The 15,324-nt window shown below is 54.5% G+C and carries 14 protein-coding genes; 7 read left to right on the top strand and 7 right to left on the bottom strand.

The genetic code is table 11. The features are described from left to right. Nucleotides 1-6: 6 nt before the first annotated feature. From kdpE to kdpF, 6 genes are read right to left on the bottom strand one after another with little or no spacing between them, the layout of a single operon-like run. Nucleotides 7-684 (bottom strand): two-component system response regulator KdpE, encoded by a 678-nt coding sequence (kdpE, locus tag FDX24_RS16575; RefSeq protein WP_005121396.1) that lies wholly within the window; start codon nucleotides 682-684, stop codon nucleotides 7-9. Further along, complete coding sequence (gene kdpD, locus FDX24_RS16570; protein ID WP_137364636.1) at nucleotides 681-3,365, bottom strand: two-component system sensor histidine kinase KdpD; 2,685 nt, start codon at nucleotides 3,363-3,365, stop codon at nucleotides 681-683. The genes kdpE and kdpD overlap by 4 nt, the downstream gene beginning before the upstream one ends. Before the next feature lie 10 nt (nucleotides 3,366-3,375). Further along, entirely contained in the window at nucleotides 3,376-3,942 is a 567-nt protein-coding gene (kdpC, locus tag FDX24_RS16565; RefSeq protein WP_137364635.1) for a potassium-transporting ATPase subunit KdpC, read from the bottom strand. Nucleotides 3,943-3,950: 8 nt separating this feature from the next. Further along, the gene (kdpB, locus tag FDX24_RS16560; RefSeq protein ID WP_061067530.1) at nucleotides 3,951-5,999 is read right to left on the bottom strand and encodes a potassium-transporting ATPase subunit KdpB; all 2,049 of its coding nucleotides are present in this window, start codon (nucleotides 5,997-5,999) and stop codon (nucleotides 3,951-3,953) included. 20 nt (nucleotides 6,000-6,019) lie between these two features. Then, nucleotides 6,020-7,699 carry a potassium-transporting ATPase subunit KdpA gene (gene kdpA / locus FDX24_RS16555; protein WP_137364634.1) on the bottom strand — a complete coding sequence of 560 codons (1,680 nt, stop codon included), beginning with the start codon at nucleotides 7,697-7,699 and terminating at the stop codon, nucleotides 6,020-6,022. Continuing rightward, on the bottom strand, nucleotides 7,699-7,788 hold the full coding sequence (kdpF, locus tag FDX24_RS16550) for a K(+)-transporting ATPase subunit F (RefSeq protein WP_001670793.1): 90 nt from the start codon (nucleotides 7,786-7,788) through the stop codon (nucleotides 7,699-7,701). The genes kdpA and kdpF overlap by 1 nt, the downstream gene beginning before the upstream one ends. 307 nt (nucleotides 7,789-8,095) lie before the next feature. Between kdpF and FDX24_RS16545 the strand changes: the two genes are divergently transcribed. The 3 genes from FDX24_RS16545 (at nucleotide 8,096) to phrB (ending at nucleotide 10,391) form a co-directional block, all read left to right on the top strand. Then, on the top strand, nucleotides 8,096-8,302 hold the full coding sequence (locus tag FDX24_RS16545; RefSeq protein ID WP_005122569.1) for a YbfA family protein: 207 nt from the start codon (nucleotides 8,096-8,098) through the stop codon (nucleotides 8,300-8,302). Nucleotides 8,303-8,399: 97 nt separating this feature from the next. Next, complete coding sequence (locus FDX24_RS16540) at nucleotides 8,400-8,954, top strand: DUF1722 domain-containing protein (protein WP_137345348.1); 555 nt, start codon at nucleotides 8,400-8,402, stop codon at nucleotides 8,952-8,954. Between the two features lie 18 nt (nucleotides 8,955-8,972). Then, a complete protein-coding gene (gene phrB / locus FDX24_RS16535; RefSeq protein WP_137364633.1) occupies nucleotides 8,973-10,391 on the top strand; it encodes a deoxyribodipyrimidine photo-lyase in 1,419 nt (472 codons plus the stop codon). A 51-nt stretch (nucleotides 10,392-10,442) separates the two neighbouring features. Here phrB and dtpD read toward each other — a convergent pair whose 3' ends face one another. Further along, nucleotides 10,443-11,924, bottom strand: coding sequence for a dipeptide permease DtpD (gene dtpD, locus FDX24_RS16530; protein WP_137364632.1), 1,482 nt, complete (start codon nucleotides 11,922-11,924; stop codon nucleotides 10,443-10,445). Nucleotides 11,925-12,213: 289 nt separating this feature from the next. Between dtpD and ybgI the strand changes: the two genes are divergently transcribed. The 4 genes from ybgI to pxpA are packed head-to-tail and all read left to right on the top strand — an operon-like array spanning nucleotide 12,214 to nucleotide 15,279. Then, nucleotides 12,214-12,957, top strand: coding sequence for a radiation resistance protein YbgI (gene ybgI, locus FDX24_RS16525; protein WP_105242157.1), 744 nt, complete (start codon nucleotides 12,214-12,216; stop codon nucleotides 12,955-12,957). Nucleotides 12,958-12,972: 15 nt separating this feature from the next. Beyond that, a complete protein-coding gene (pxpB, locus tag FDX24_RS16520; protein ID WP_115643704.1) occupies nucleotides 12,973-13,629 on the top strand; it encodes a 5-oxoprolinase subunit PxpB in 657 nt (218 codons plus the stop codon). Beyond that, nucleotides 13,623-14,555, top strand: coding sequence for a 5-oxoprolinase subunit PxpC (gene pxpC / locus FDX24_RS16515; RefSeq protein WP_048212263.1), 933 nt, complete (start codon nucleotides 13,623-13,625; stop codon nucleotides 14,553-14,555). Before pxpB ends, pxpC begins: the two co-directional genes overlap by 7 nt. Continuing rightward, the gene (gene pxpA, locus FDX24_RS16510) at nucleotides 14,545-15,279 is read left to right on the top strand and encodes a 5-oxoprolinase subunit PxpA (protein WP_048212262.1); all 735 of its coding nucleotides are present in this window, start codon (nucleotides 14,545-14,547) and stop codon (nucleotides 15,277-15,279) included. The genes pxpC and pxpA overlap by 11 nt, the downstream gene beginning before the upstream one ends. The last annotated feature ends 45 nt before the right edge of the window (nucleotides 15,280-15,324 follow it).

Raw genomic sequence — 15,324 nt, 5'->3', positions numbered from 1 at the left:
GCATATTCACGGCATAAACCGATAACCAATCCCGGTTTCGGTCAGAAAATGACGCGGGCGGGCCGGGTCCAGTTCCAGCTTCTGGCGCAGGTGTCCCATATAAATACGCAGATAGTGACTGTGTTCGACGGCGTTTGGTCCCCAAACCTGATTCAATAACTGACGTTGCGTCAGCACCTTCCCGGCGTTATTCAGCAGTACCGCTAACAGGCGAAACTCAATCGGCGTCAAATGAATTTCTTCGTCACCCCGGTGTACGAGGCGGGCGGCGATATCCACTTTAACATTAGAAAAATGCACGACCGGTTCGGGAGACGTCCCGCTGGCGTGGCGACGCAATGCCACACGCAATCGCGCCTGCAGCTCGCCAATACCAAAAGGTTTGCTGAGATAGTCATCGGCTCCGGCATCCAGCGCGGCGATTTTATCGCTTTCCTCACTGCGGGCTGAAAGCACAATCACCGGGATCGCGCTCCATTGACGCAGGTCGCGAATAAAATCAATGCCGTCGCCATCCGGCAGGCCGAGATCGAGAATGATGAGATCGGGTTTTCGCGTGGCGGCTTCCAGCAGACCACGTTGCAGCGTTTCCGCTTCAAATACACGTAGCCCATCGGCCTCCAGCGCGGTGCGTAGAAAGCGGCGAATGGCCTGTTCATCTTCAACAATCAGTACGTTCGTCACATATCCTCATGAAAATCTTCAAGTTCAGGGGGAATTTCCTGGGGCAGTGTAACACGAAAACATGCTCCTCCCTGCGCGCGATTGTGGACAGAAATAGTCCCGCCATGCACGTCTACAATGGCCTGACAAATTGCCACCCCCAGCCCAACGCCTGGCACCGATGACTCTTTATTTCCCCGAGAAAATTTGTCAAAAACGCGCTGTTCCATACCCGATGGAACACCCGGCCCATTATCCCAGACGTCCAGTTGCAGGTGTTCGCCATCAACGCTGGCATCAATACCGATCTGCGCCTGTGGGCCCGCGTATTTGACGGCATTTTCCAGCAGATTAATCAGCACCCGTTCAAAGAGCGGGCCATCGACGTGAATCAATGTCAACGGTTCTGGTAACGACAGATTTATCGGGGCAGAGAGACCTGGCTCCAGCATCTGCAGGGCGCTGCCGACCACCTCTTCCAGCGTTAACCACTCCTTCTTAAGATTAAAGCCGCCAGACTGAATTCGCGCCATATCCAGCAGGTTATTCACCAGTCGGGTCGTGTTCAGGACGTGCTGGCGAATTTCGCTGGCCTGACGTGCGTGCGGCGATCCTTCGCTTGCCAGATCCAGCGTTAAGATTTCTGCCTGGCCGAACAACACCGTCAATGGCGTGCGCAAATCGTGGGACAGAGCAGCGAGCAGGGCGTTGCGAATACTTTCGCGCTCGCTGGCAAATCGGGCCTGCTCTTCGCTGGCGGTTAGCGTCAGGCGTTCCAGCGCACTGGCGACCAGTAAAGTGAAGGTTTCCAGCAGGCGTTGCTGTTCGGGGATCATCAACTGGCGTAAATTTCCTGGTTCCACGACCAGCAGCCCATGCGTTTTGTCGGCGCTTTTTAACGGTAAAATTTGATACGGCACGCCGGGTAAGGTGTCAGTGCCTGCGCCGGCGGGTTGCCCTTTATCAAAGCTCCATTGGGCAATAGCGTCATCCCAAGGCGTCATGCCCTGTTGATGGGTGAGAGGGGCCAGCTTACCGTTCTCGCCGGGCAGTAAAACCTGGCTGCGGGCCTGGAACGTTGAAGCGATAAACTGTTCGCTGGTGGCGGCGATATCCTGTTGGCTGCGCCCTACAGCCAGTGCTTTCGACATCTCATACAAATGACGCGTACGCTGTTCACGATAACGTGCAACCCGGGCCTGATAACGCACCCCGGCGGTCAGATTACCGATAACCAGACCTACCGTTAGCATCACGGCAAAGGTAAGCAGGTACTGGACGTCGGAAACGGCAAGCGTGCCGCGTGGCGCAATAAAGAAGAGATCAAAGCTGGCGACGTTGATAAACGTCGCCACCACCGATGGCCAGCGCCCGTAGAACAGGGCGATCACCACCACGCCCAGTAGATAGAGCATCACTAGGTTGGCTGCGTCAAATGCAACCAACCACTGCATGGCAATCAATGTCGTAACAGCACACAATGCAGCAGCGACCACACAACCCCGGATTTGTACCCGCCATTTATCCTTAAAGGTGCGGTTATCTGCGGTTTGCAGCACAGGGCGTGCAGGGGGCTCATCGAGGGCTACAATCATCAGATCGAGATCCGGTGCGCGATGGGCCAGCTTGTCAGCAAAGGAGTCGCTGCGCCACCAGCGACGTGTAGTTGGACGCCCGAGGACAATTTTCCCCAGATTATGCTCACGGGCATAGCGGATCACCGCTTTATCTTCGGCAGGGTCGGAGAGAGTGGCCGTTTCAGCCCCCAGTTCCTGTGCCAGTCGCAGCGCGCTTAAGATTGCCCGCCGCCGTTTTTCGGGTAGCCGGTGTAGCGCAGGTGTTTCAACATATACCGCATGCCAGACGCTACCCAGACGCGCCGCCAGGCGTGCAGCCGCTCGCACCAGTTTCTCGCTGCCGGTGTTGTGTCCAATACACAGTAAAATGGCATCGCGAGTATGCCAGACTTTTTCTTCTCCCGGACGCCCCCGCCAGGCACGCATCTGATCGTCCACCCGATCGGCGGTGCGTCGCAGCGCCAGTTCGCGCAGCGCTATCAAATTACCTTTGCGGAAGAAATGCTCGATTGCACGCTCTGCCTGACCGGCAATATAGACCTTGCCTTCGTTCAGGCGCTGACGCAAATCGTCGGGAGGGAGATCGACCAGTACCACGTCGTCAGCGGCATCGAAAAAAGGATCGGGGACGGTTTCGCGAACCTGAATACCGGTGACGCCGCTGACCACATCATTCAGGCTTTCCAGGTGCTGAACGTTAACGGTGGTAAAAACATCAATCCCGGCTTCCAGCAGTTCTTCAATATCCTGCCAGCGGCGGGGGTGGCGTGAGCCTGGCGCATTGCTGTGCGCCAGTTCGTCCATCAAAATCAGCGCCGGGCGGCGGGCGAGGGCGGCATCAAGATCGAACTCGCTGATATGCCGCCCACGGTGTGCCTGACGTTTCAACGGCAGCACGGTGAGACCGTCAAGCAGTGCGGCGGTCTCCTTGCGCCCGTGGGTTTCCACCACGCCAATCAGCACATCCAACCCCTGCGACCGCAGTCGCTGGGCCTCCGCCAGCATGGCCCAGGTTTTCCCCACGCCCGCACAGGCGCCGAAGAAAATTTTCAGTTTTCCCCGGTGCGGCGCCGTGGTCTGCTCCAGCAGGCGATCGGGGTTAGGACGTAGGGGTTCGCTATGCATGTCCTTTTTCTCAGTGCTTATCCAGCGCTAAATTAAGTTCTACCAGGTTAACTACCGGCTGGCCGATAAAACTGACCAGTGGCTTTTGCGTGTATTGTGCAACCAGGCGCGTGACTTCTTCAACGCTGAGGTTGCGGGCTTGCGCCACGCGCGGGATTTGCCAGGCCACCGCAGCTGGCGTCAGGTTGTTATCCAGCCCGCTGGCGGAAGCTGTTACCAGTTCAACCGGAACGGTAGGATTTGCCTGCGGGTTGGCGGCACGCAGCGCGGCAATCCGGCTTTGCAGCTGTTTATCCAGTTCCGGGTTGCTGGCTGCCAGATTACTGCCGCCTGAAGCCATTGGATTATAGGGCATTTCCGCTGTGGCTGAGGGGCGTCCATGAAAATAACCCGCGGCGGTAAAATTTTGCCCGATCAGTGCAGAACCGCGAATTATCTGACCCTCACGCAGAAGCGACCCGTTAGCCTGGTGGGGGAACCACCACTGCCCCAGCGCGGTGGTCAGCAGCGGATAAACACCGCCGGTGATAAGCATCAGGAAAAGCAATGTTGATAATGCAGGACGTAATCCACTCATCTGAAACCTCACACCAGACCCAGCAGGGTCAGTAGTAAATCAATTACTTTGATACCGATAAACGGCACAACCAGGCCACCCAGGCCGTAGATCCACAGATTGCGGCGCAGCATCGCGGAAGCGGATAACGGCTTATAGCTCACGCCTTTCAGCGCCAGTGGGATCAGGAAGACGATGACCAGCGCATTGAAGATGACGGCGCTGAGGATCGCCGAATCCGGCGAATGCAGTCGCATGACGTTCAGTGCGTTAAGCTGCGGGTAAGTTGCGGCGAACGCAGCCGGGATGATGGCGAAATATTTCGCAACGTCGTTGGCGATACTAAAGGTGGTCAGCGACCCACGCGTCATCAGCATCTGTTTACCAATGTGCACCACTTCAATCAGTTTGGTGGGGTTGGAGTCGAGATCCACCATATTGCCCGCTTCTTTCGCTGCCTGGGTTCCGGAGTTCATGGCAACGGCAACATCGGCCTGCGCAAGGGCTGGAGCGTCGTTAGTTCCGTCTCCGGTCATCGCCACCAGACGACCTTCTGCCTGATACTGACGAATTAGCGCCAGCTTGGCTTCCGGTGTGGCTTCGGCTAAGAAGTCATCCACACCGGCCTCTGCGGCGATTGCTGCAGCAGTCAGGCGGTTATCGCCGGTGATCATCACTGTTTTGATGCCCATTTTGCGCAGTTGGGCAAACCGTTCTTTAATCCCACCTTTTACGATATCTTTCAGGGCAATCACACCCAGTACGTGGGAGCCTTCGGCCACCACCAGCGGCGTTGCGCCAAGGCGAGCAACGTTTTCGACCTTCTGCTCCACATCGGCAGGGAAGTGGCCGCCGTTAGCTTCGACGTGACGACGAATGGCATCAACCGAGCCTTTGCGGATCATCCGGTTGTCGATGTTGATACCGCTCATCCGACTCTGCGCGGTAAACGGCACAAAGGTGGCATGGAGCGACTGTACGTCACGAATACGCAGGTTAAAGCGCTGTTTAGCCAGGACAACGATGCTGCGACCTTCCGGTGTTTCATCGGCCAGTGATGAAAGCTGCGCGGCATCGGCCAGCGTTTTTTCGTCCACGCCCTGGGCGGGCAGAAAATCAGAAGCCTGACGGTTACCCAGCGTGATGGTGCCGGTTTTATCCAACAGCAGTACGTCCACATCACCAGCCGCTTCTACCGCACGTCCGCTGGTGGCGATAACGTTCGCACCCAGCATGCGGCTCATCCCGGCGACGCCAATCGCGGAGAGCAGCCCACCGATCGTGGTGGGGATCAGACAGACCAGCAGCGCAACCAATACCGTGATGCTGACTGCACTGCCGCCCCAGGCAGAGAACGGCCACAACGTGGCGGTTGCCAGCAGAAAGACGATAGTCAGGGCAATCAGCAGGATCGTCAGCGCGATTTCATTGGGCGTTTTACGCCGCTGTGCGCCTTCAACCATGGCAATCATTCGGTCGAGGAATGTTTCTCCGGGGTTGACGCTACACGCGATCACCAGCCAGTCCGAGAGAATGCGTGTCCCGCCAGTGACGGAGGCAAAATCGCCGCCGGATTCACGGATTACAGGCGCGGACTCACCGGTAATGGCGCTTTCATCCACCGAGGCGCCGCCTTCGATAACTTCGCCGTCACACGGGATAATATCGCCAGCTTCCACCAGCACGATATCCCCTTTACGTAACTCTTCGGCTGGCACGTGATCCATTTGCGCACCATATTTCGGTTCACGAAGTTTGCGGGCAAAGGCGGTTTTTTTAACCCCTTTCAGGCTGTTGGCCTGCGCTTTACTACGCCCTTCAGCCAGCGCTTCTGCAAAGTTAGCGAACAGAACAGTCACCCACAGCCAGAGGCTTATCGCGCCGGTAAACAGTGGATTACCTGACATATGGCCTGTCGCCATCGCCACCGTTAACAGGGTGGTCAGCAGGCTGCCCAGCCAGACGATAAACATCACCGGGTTACGCCACTGAGTATGTGGACTTAATTTTTTCACGGCGTCCATCAGCGCTTGTGCGACCAGAGAAGGTTCGAACAGCGCCAGTTGCTTGCGACTCATAGTCATGTGCTCCGCATCACTCAACGTAAAGAGAGGTATTCTGCTACCGGGCCAAGCGCCAGTGCAGGAACAAAGGTGAGGGCGCCAACCAGCAACACGGTACCGATCAACAACCCAACAAACAGCGCACCGTGGGTAGGTAGCGTGCCGGGACTTGCTGGCTGGCTCTTTTTACCAACAAGTGAACCGGCAATCGCCATCACCGGGATAATGACGCCGAAGCGGCCGAAGAACATGCATAAGGCCAGCAGGCAGTTCCAGAACGGGCTGTTGGCGCTTAACCCGGCGAAGGCGCTACCGTTGTTGTTCGAGGCGGACGACACGGCATACAGCACTTCGCTAAAACCATGCGGCCCGGGATTGAGCATGGCGCTACGCCCAGCATCGCTCATCATGGCTATCGCTGTCCCAAGCAGAACCAGCGCAGGGGTAACCAGAATCGCCAGCGCGGTCATTTTCATTTCGCGGACATCGATTTTTTTACCCAGATATTCCGGCGTGCGACCAATCATCAGTCCGGCAATAAAGACCGCCAGCAGCACGAACAACAGCATGCCGTACAACCCAGACCCCACACCGCCGAACACCACTTCGCCAATCTGCATTAACCACATCGGTACCATGCCGCCCAGCGCAGTGAAGGAGTCGTGCATAGCAATGACTGCGCCACAGGATGCGGCTGTCGTGACGACTGCAAACAGACTACTGACCAGCACGCCAAAGCGGCTCTCTTTACCTTCCATGTTGATATTGCTGTCTGCGCCAAACGCCATCAGATGCGGGTTACCCTGCACTTCGGCCCACATTACAACCGCCACGCAAACAACAAAAATAAGCGACATAGTCCACAGCAGGGTGCGTCCCTGTCGGCGATCGCCCACGACGTCGCCGAAGGCGAAACACAGCGCCGTGGGAATTAAGAAGATTGCCAGCATCTGGACCAGGTTGGTCAGTGCGGTTGGGTTTTCAAACGGATGTGAGGAGTTGGCATTAAAAAAGCCGCCGCCGTTGGTACCGAGCATCTTAATGGCCTCTTGTGAGGCGACAGGTCCCATCGGTAGCAGTTGTTTTGTCCCTTCGAGCGTGGTGATCGCCTGATAAGGCAGCAGGTTTTGCAGCGCACCTTGTTGGATGAAAAACAGCGCGATGAGCAGAGAAATCGGCAGCAATATCCACAGCGTAATGCGAACCAGATCCACCCAGGCGTTGCCCAGCGTGTTCATGCTCTGGCGCGTAAAGGCGCGAGCCAGGGCAAAGATCACCGCAATACCGGTCGCCGCAGACAGGAAATTCTGCACGGTCAGGCCGGCCATCTGGCTGAAGTAGCTTAAAGTGGTTTCACCCGCATAGGACTGCCAGTTGGTGTTGGTCACAAAACTAACAGCGGTATTGAGCGCGAGATCCCACGATAGCCCCGGTAACTGTTGCGGATTCAGCGGCAGCAGGTTTTGCGCCATTAACATCGCAAACAGTATCAGCAGGCCGAGGATATTAAGTGCGAGGATCGCCAGCAAATAGTGCAGCCAGGTCATTTCCTGCTGCGAAATACCCAGCCCACGCCACAGCACACGCTCAACGCCGGCAAGGCCGGGTAAGGATGTGTTGTTGATAAGACGCGCCAGCCCAAAGCCCAGCGGCCTGGCGAGAACAAACAGCACCAGCAGGAAACTGGCGATGAGTAAAAATCCTTGCGCTGCCATCAGAACGCCTCCGCATTAATCAAGGCATACACCAGATAACCCAGTAACAAAAAGACCAGCACAATGCCGGTTATCACGCCTGCACTCACAGTGCACCTCCAGTGGCATAAATGTGATAACCAGAGCGTAGGTTTTTGGTTGCAAAGATTTCGCAAAAATCTGCGGGCGGGGTGTAAAAAAAGTATAAAAATGGCAAAGACCATTATTTAACTAATGATTAGTATTAATTTAACCTTTGTGTAACTTAATTACGAATTTACGTTAAACGGAGCATCAATAGATAAAAATAAGTGGTCGGATGAGTAGCAAAATTACACAAAAGGCGGTATTATTTTCATCAGTTAACCAAGTTTATTTTCCGGTGCGATTCACCGAACAGATATATGGGAGAGGATTATGGACTTTTATAAAGAATATCCAGCACACATTGTTTTCTTGCGCCGTACCTTTGCCGTACTGGCTGGTGTTCTGGCGCTGCCGGTCATGCTGTTCTGGAAAGACCGTGCCCGTTTTTACAGCTACCTGCATCGCGTCTGGTCGAAAACCAGTGATAAGCCGGTGTGGATGGAGCAGGCTGAAAAAGCCACCTGCGATTTCTACTAAGTTACCGCCCAGGCTCAAAAAAACCGCCAACAGCAATGTGGCGGTTTTTTTATACGTCGCAGTCTACACTTACCTGTGTAACGGATAAGGAGTGGCGATGAGCAAGAGAGTTCCTGTTGGTGTCCGCGCCTGTCTGACCACAGAAGCGAACGATAAATTTCTGTTCGACGAGAATACGCTGGTACGTATTTATGCCTTGCATGAATTGCACCGACTGCGCCAGAGCGGATTATCACGTGGCGCATTGATTGATTTTCACACCCGTTACAAGCTGGTGTTATTGGCACACTCCCAACCGGAGTATCGTGAGCTCGGCCCTTTTGTTGCCGCAATCCACGAATGGGCAAGCCTCGATGCTTTTTATACGGAGTACCGTTTACGGTTGATTCATCTGTTGTTTAATAACGCGACCCGACGCAACCATACCAATGTCCTGATGCATGTGCAGGGCTATTTCCGTAACCAGCTCAATCTTCGTCAACGTCAGGAACTGACCTCAATAATCGATAACTATCGACGTGAGATGCAGCCGCTGCTTGCGCCATTGATGCTCCTCCAACACTATATGACGGAGCACCCGAACAGCTGGTTGTCCGGGCAACGTTACTTTGAACTCTGGCCTGCGATTCTGCGTTTACACGGCAAAGCTTAATTTTTATTTGGGAGTTTTATGACCACTCATCTGGTCTGGTTTCGGCGAGATTTACGTTTGCATGACAATCTTGCGCTGGCAGCGGCATGTCGGGATCGTTCGGCACGGGTATTGGCGTTATATATTGCCACGCCCGCACAGTGGAAAGCGCATGATATGTCACCGCGTCAGGCGGCGTTTGTCGGCAAGCAGTTGAATGCGCTGCAAACGGCGCTGGCAGAAAAAGGCATCCCGCTGCTGGTTTATGACGTCGGGGATTTCACAGCCAGCGTAGAGATAGTCAAAAATGTCTGCGCACTGCATGACGTTAGCCGACTGTTTTATAACTATCAGTACGAAATCAACGAACGCCAGCGCGATGCTCAGGTTGAAAAATCATTATCGCAGGTGGTCTGTGAGGGTTTTGACGATAGCGTAATCCTGGCACCGGGCGCGGTAATGACCGGGAATCATGAGATGTATAAAGTCTTTACACCGTTTAAAAATGCCTGGCTGAAGCGGTTAAAAGACAGTATCCCGGAGTGTGTTGCGGCACCAAAAGCCCGCGAAAGCGGCGCAATTCCCCCCCCATCAACGCCAATTACGCTCAATTATCCACAGCAGGATTTTGATGTGGCGCTTTTCCCGGTAGAAGAAAAATCGGTTATCGCGCAATTACGTCAGTTTTGCCAGCAGGGCGCGGCAGAATATGAGCAACAACGTGATTTCCCGGCAAATGAAGGCACCAGCCGGTTGTCGGCAAGCCTTGCCACCGGTGGGTTATCACCGCGCCAGTGTCTGCACCGTTTGTTAGTCGAGCAACCGCAGGCGCTAGAGGGAGGCGCCGGGAGCGTTTGGCTAAACGAGCTCATCTGGCGCGAATTTTACCGCCATCTACTGACGTACTATCCCGCACTGTGTCGGCATCAGCCCTTTATTCGCTGGACTGATCGTGTGCAATGGCAAAATAGCGTGACGCATCTTCAGGCATGGCAGACGGGAAATACAGGGTATCCAATCGTAGATGCGGCGATGCGCCAGCTTAACGGCACAGGGTGGATGCATAATCGTTTACGCATGATCGCGGCTAGCTTTTTGGTGAAAGACCTGCTGATCGACTGGCGAAAAGGCGAGCAGTATTTTATGTCACAACTGATCGACGGTGATCTGGCGGCGAATAATGGTGGCTGGCAGTGGGCTGCTTCTACCGGAACGGATGCTGCGCCGTATTTCCGTATTTTTAACCCCACCACGCAGGGGGAGAAATTCGACCGTGACGGTGATTTTATCCGCCAATGGGTACCGGAATTACGCGATGTACCGGGAAAAGCCATTCACGAACCGTGGCAGTGGGCGGAGAAAATGCAGGTGACACTCAACTATCCTCGTCCGATTGTCGATCATAAGCAGGCAAGGTTAGCCACGCTGGCAGCCTATGAGGCAGCACGTCATTCGTAATCGCCGGATCACAACAGGCCCGAGACATATGACATCGTCGGGCCCGTAAACTCAGGACTCTATCGCGAGCGGACGATTTTTGAATTTGAGTGATTGATATAACCAAATCATCAGCACCAACGCCACACAGGCCAGCGCGCCCCAGGTAATTTCGCTAAAGACATCAATATAGGCGTTGATGGAATAGTTGATAGCACCGGAAGCATCAAACGCGCCCTGTGATGTCTGGTCGGCAATCACACCCGCCAGGTAGTTGGCAATGGCCCCGGAAAGCAGCATATAGATGCCGGTTAATACGCCGGTTACCCCTGGGATCTCAATGCGCGTAATTTGTGACATGGCGACAGGGTCGATAAACAGTTCGGCAAAGCCCATGACCGCCAGCCCCAATACCATCAGCGGCATGGAAGAGTGGCCGTAAGCTGCGGACCAACGGGCGCTTAAGGTCAGAATACAGAAACCCGCACTCATTAACCCCAGACCGAGAGCAAACTTACCCCAGATACGAACGGTACGATTGCCACTCACGCTTTCTTTGACCACCCAGGCCAGCACGATACCGCACAACATAACGGCGAAGGCGTTTACCGACTGAAACATGGCAGTAGGGACTGAATATCCCATCACGTCGCGATTAACAAAACGGTCGATATACAAGCTGATGGAGCTACCACCCTGCTGTGCAAAGGCCCAGAACAACAAGCTGAAGAAGGTCAGCGTGACGATAAGCCCCAGCTCTTTACGCTGTTTCTGCGTTTGCGCCTGACGGTAAATTTTTGCCAGAACAGCCAAACCAATGACGGTGGCGACAATCAGCGCGTACACGGACCACTCTTTCCAGAACAGGACGGTAATTAAAAGCGGTGCGGCGACCAGCAGAACCAGCAGCCAGGCCCAGTTCGGCAGAATGAGCGATTTGGCACACAGCACGGCTGTGTTGACGCCGGTGGTGTGAGCGAAATGACGATTCCCGCATAAGAAAATGACCAGCCCAGCCAGCATACCGATAGCGGCCAGCGCAAAGCCCATTGCCCAACTGTACTCTTCCTGCACATAGCCGCAGGCGATAGGGGCAATAATTGAACCAATGTTACCGGCGGCATAGAGCAGAGAGAACCCGCCGTCACGGCGCGGATCTTCTGGTTTATACAATTCACCCAGCAGGCAACTGATGTTGGATTTAAACAAACCGTAGCCACAGACAATAATGGCCAGAGATAAATAGAGAAACGCCGGAGCCATTTCACTGGCGCCCAGGACCAGATGTCCCACTGCCATCAAAAATGCGCCAATCATTACCGCCATGCGGTTACCGAGCACTTTATCCGCCAGGTATCCCCCGAGAATAGGCGTGACATACACCAGCGAACAGTAAGCACTGAACAGTTCATACGCGTGACTATCGTTGTACTTAAGCTGGTTAGTGAGATACAGGATCAGCAGTGCACGCATGCCATAAAAACTGAAGTATTCCCAAATTTGCAGCGCGACGACGTAATAAATCGCGCGCGGCTGAGATGCTTGTTTATTCATTATTTTCTCGAAGTAAATGCCTCACGACGGGAGGAACGTGCCGTGTGAGTGTGTTTCCTTAAAGTTGTAACTTTGATACAGATCTGATTATTTTTGCAATATGCTGTCTGATTGCATAAATATACATGAATAAAATCTCATGGTGGTAAGCAATTTACGTTTACAGGCCGCGTGATTGTTTCTTGATGTGTCAGCGAAATGGCTATCGACGAACGGAGATGAGGACGCTATTTTAACTGAAGCTGTGTTGCTGATTGGGCAGGCAGAATTTATGACAATGAGGACGATGATGAAAAACACCGAGCTGGAACAACTGATTAACGACAAGCTGAACAGCGCAGCCATAAGCGACTATGCACCGAATGGTTTGCAGGTTGAGGGCAAAGAAACGGTGCAAAAAATCGTGACCGGCGTAACCGCAAGCCAGGCATTACTGGATGAGGCTGTTCGCCTTGGGGCCGATGCGGTCATCGTTCATCATGGTTATTTCTGGAAAGGCGAATCTCCGGTTATTCGTGGCATGAAGCGCCGGCGTCTGAAAACGCTGCTGGAAAATGACATCAACCTGTATGGCTGGCATCTGCCGTTGGATGCCCACCCCGAACTGGGGAATAACGCACAGCTGGCCGCGCTCTTGGGGATCACGGTGATGGGGGAGATAGAGCCTCTGGTACCGTGGGGGGAGCTCTCTATGCCGGTTCCTGGGCTGGAACTGGCATCCTGGATTGAAGCGCGTCTGGGACGTAAACCGTTATGGTGCGGTGATACCGGGCCTGAAAACGTTCAGCGTGTTGCCTGGTGTACGGGGGGCGGTCAAAGTTTCATTGATACCGCAGCCCGCTTTGGTGTTGATGCTTTTATTACCGGGGAAGTTTCTGAACAAACCATTCACTCTGCCCGCGAGCAGGGACTGCATTTCTATGCTGCCGGTCACCATGCTACCGAACGCGGCGGTATTCGTGCATTGAGCGAATGGCTGAATGAAAATACCGATCTGGATGTGACGTTCGTCGACATCCCTAACCCAGCCTGATAAAGAGGGACGAAAGTGCAGCGAGCGCGTTGTTATCTGTTAGGTGAAACCGCGGTGGTTCTGGAGCTGGAACCGCCGATTACGCTGGCAACTCAGAAACGCATCTGGCGTCTGGCCCAGCGTCTGGCTGATGCTCCGAATGTACTTGAAGCCATTCCGGGAATGAACAATATCACGGTGATCCTGAATTCCCCGCAGACGCTGGCGCTGGATGCCATTGAACGCCTGCAACGTTGGTGGGAAGAGAGCGAGGCGATGGAGCCGGATTCGCGCTTTGTCGAAATCCCCGTTATCTATGGTGGCGAATACGGGCCCGATCTGGCCGACGTCGCCCGGCACAGTGGTTTGAGCGACAAGCAGGTCGTTGAATTGCATGCGTCAGTTGATTATGTCGTCTGGTTTTTAGGGTTTCAGCCGGGATTTCCCTATCTTGGGAGCTTACCGGAACCATTGCATACACCAAGACGAGCCGAACCGCGCTTACTTGTTCCGGCAGGGGCGGTGGGGATCGGCGGGTCACAAACCGGTATCTACCCGATTGCAACGCCCGGCGGGTGGCAACTGATAGGACGTACCGCCGTTAAGCTTTTTGATCCGCAGCGCGAGGAGCCGATCCTGTTACGGGCTGGAGATACTGTACGTTTTGTCCCGCAGAAGGAGGGCGTATGTTAAACATCATTCGTGCTGGCCTGTACACCTCCGTACAGGATGGGGGGCGTCATGGCTTTCGTCAGTCAGGGATAAGTCACTGCGGCGCGTTGGACAAACCGGCATTGAACGTCGCTAATCTGCTGGTAGGAAATGATGCGAATGCTGCTGCGCTGGAAGTCACGTTGGGTCAGCTGGTGGTGGAGTTTGACGCGGATGGTTGGTTTGCCTTGACCGGCGCGGGATGCGAAGCGCATTTGGATCGTACTCCGGTATGGAGCGGTTGGCGGTTGCCGGTTAAAGCCGGACAACGCCTGGCATTAAAACACCCGCATCATGGTATGCGCAGCTACCTGGCGGTGGCGGGCGGTATTGATGTTCCCGACGTTATGGGATCGCGCAGTACCGATTTGAAAGTTGGTATTGGCGGGTTTGAAGGACGTTTGTTACGTGATGGCGATAAGTTGGCGATTGGCGTTTCAACACGACAATTCAATGGCCCACAAGGGGTAAAACAGTTGATGTGGGGCAACCACATTCGTGCGCTGCCCGGACCTGAATATCAGGAATTTGACGAGGCATCGCAGGCATCGTTCTGGCGATCGCCGTGGCGACTGAGCCCACAGAGTAACCGTATGGGGTATCGCCTGCAGGGGCAGCCACTGACACGCGCGACAGACCGCGAGATGTTGTCACACGGTTTGCTCCCCGGCGTGGTACAGGTCCCGCATAACGGGCAGCCAATTGTACTGATGAACGATGCCCAGACCACGGGCGGATATCCGCGTATCGCCTGTATCATCGAGGCGGATATGTATCACCTTGCGCAGATCCCTCTTGGACAACCGATTCACTTTGTTCAGTGCTCGCTGGAAGAGGCGTTGAAGGCGCGTCACGATCAGCAGCGCTATCTGGAACAATTAGCATGGCGACTTAACGATGAAAATTGATTTGAATGCAGATCTCGGCGAAGGCTGTGCGAACGACGCGATGCTACTCCAACTGGTGTCATCGGCCAATATTGCCTGTGGGTTTCACGCCGGTGATGCGCAGACCATGCTCTTAAGCGTGCGCGAAGCGCTAAAAAATGGCGTGGCAATAGGCGCGCATCCGAGCTTTCCGGATCGGGAAAATTTTGGTCGTAGCGCCATGACCCTGCCTGTGGAAACGGTTTATGCGCAAACGCTGTATCAAATTGGTGCGCTGGCGACCATCACGCGCGCTGAGGGCGGCGTGATGCGTCATGTCAAACCGCACGGCATGCTTTATAACCAGGCCGCAAAAGATCCTGTGCTGGCCGATGCGATAGCCAGAGCGGTTTATGCCTGCGATCCGTCATTGATACTGGTAGGGCTGGCGGGAAGTGAGTTGATCCGTGCCGGAGAACATTATGGCCTGGTGACGCGTCAGGAGGTTTTTGCAGATCGGGGGTATCAGGCTGATGGTAGTCTGGTTCCGCGTAGTCAGCCAGGTGCACTGATCGAAGACGAAGAGCAGGCGCTGGCACAAACGTTAGAAATGGTGCAGTCCGGGAGAGTAAAAAGTCACAGTGGAACATGGGCAAGCGTAACCGCGCAGACGGTATGCATTCACGGGGATGGTGAGCACGCACTCGCTTTTGCCCGTCGTTTGCGCAGCGCCTTTAATGCCTGCAATATTCAAATTAGCGCGTAAGTTTATTCATACAAAACAATAAGATATTACACAACAACATAAAGG

The sequence above is a fragment of the Citrobacter sp. wls716 genome, from assembly GCF_005280975.1.
Taxonomy (GTDB): domain Bacteria; phylum Pseudomonadota; class Gammaproteobacteria; order Enterobacterales; family Enterobacteriaceae; genus Citrobacter; species Citrobacter youngae.
Note: the sequence above shows the minus strand (reverse complement) of the source record. Positions and strands in the feature narration are given on the sequence as shown.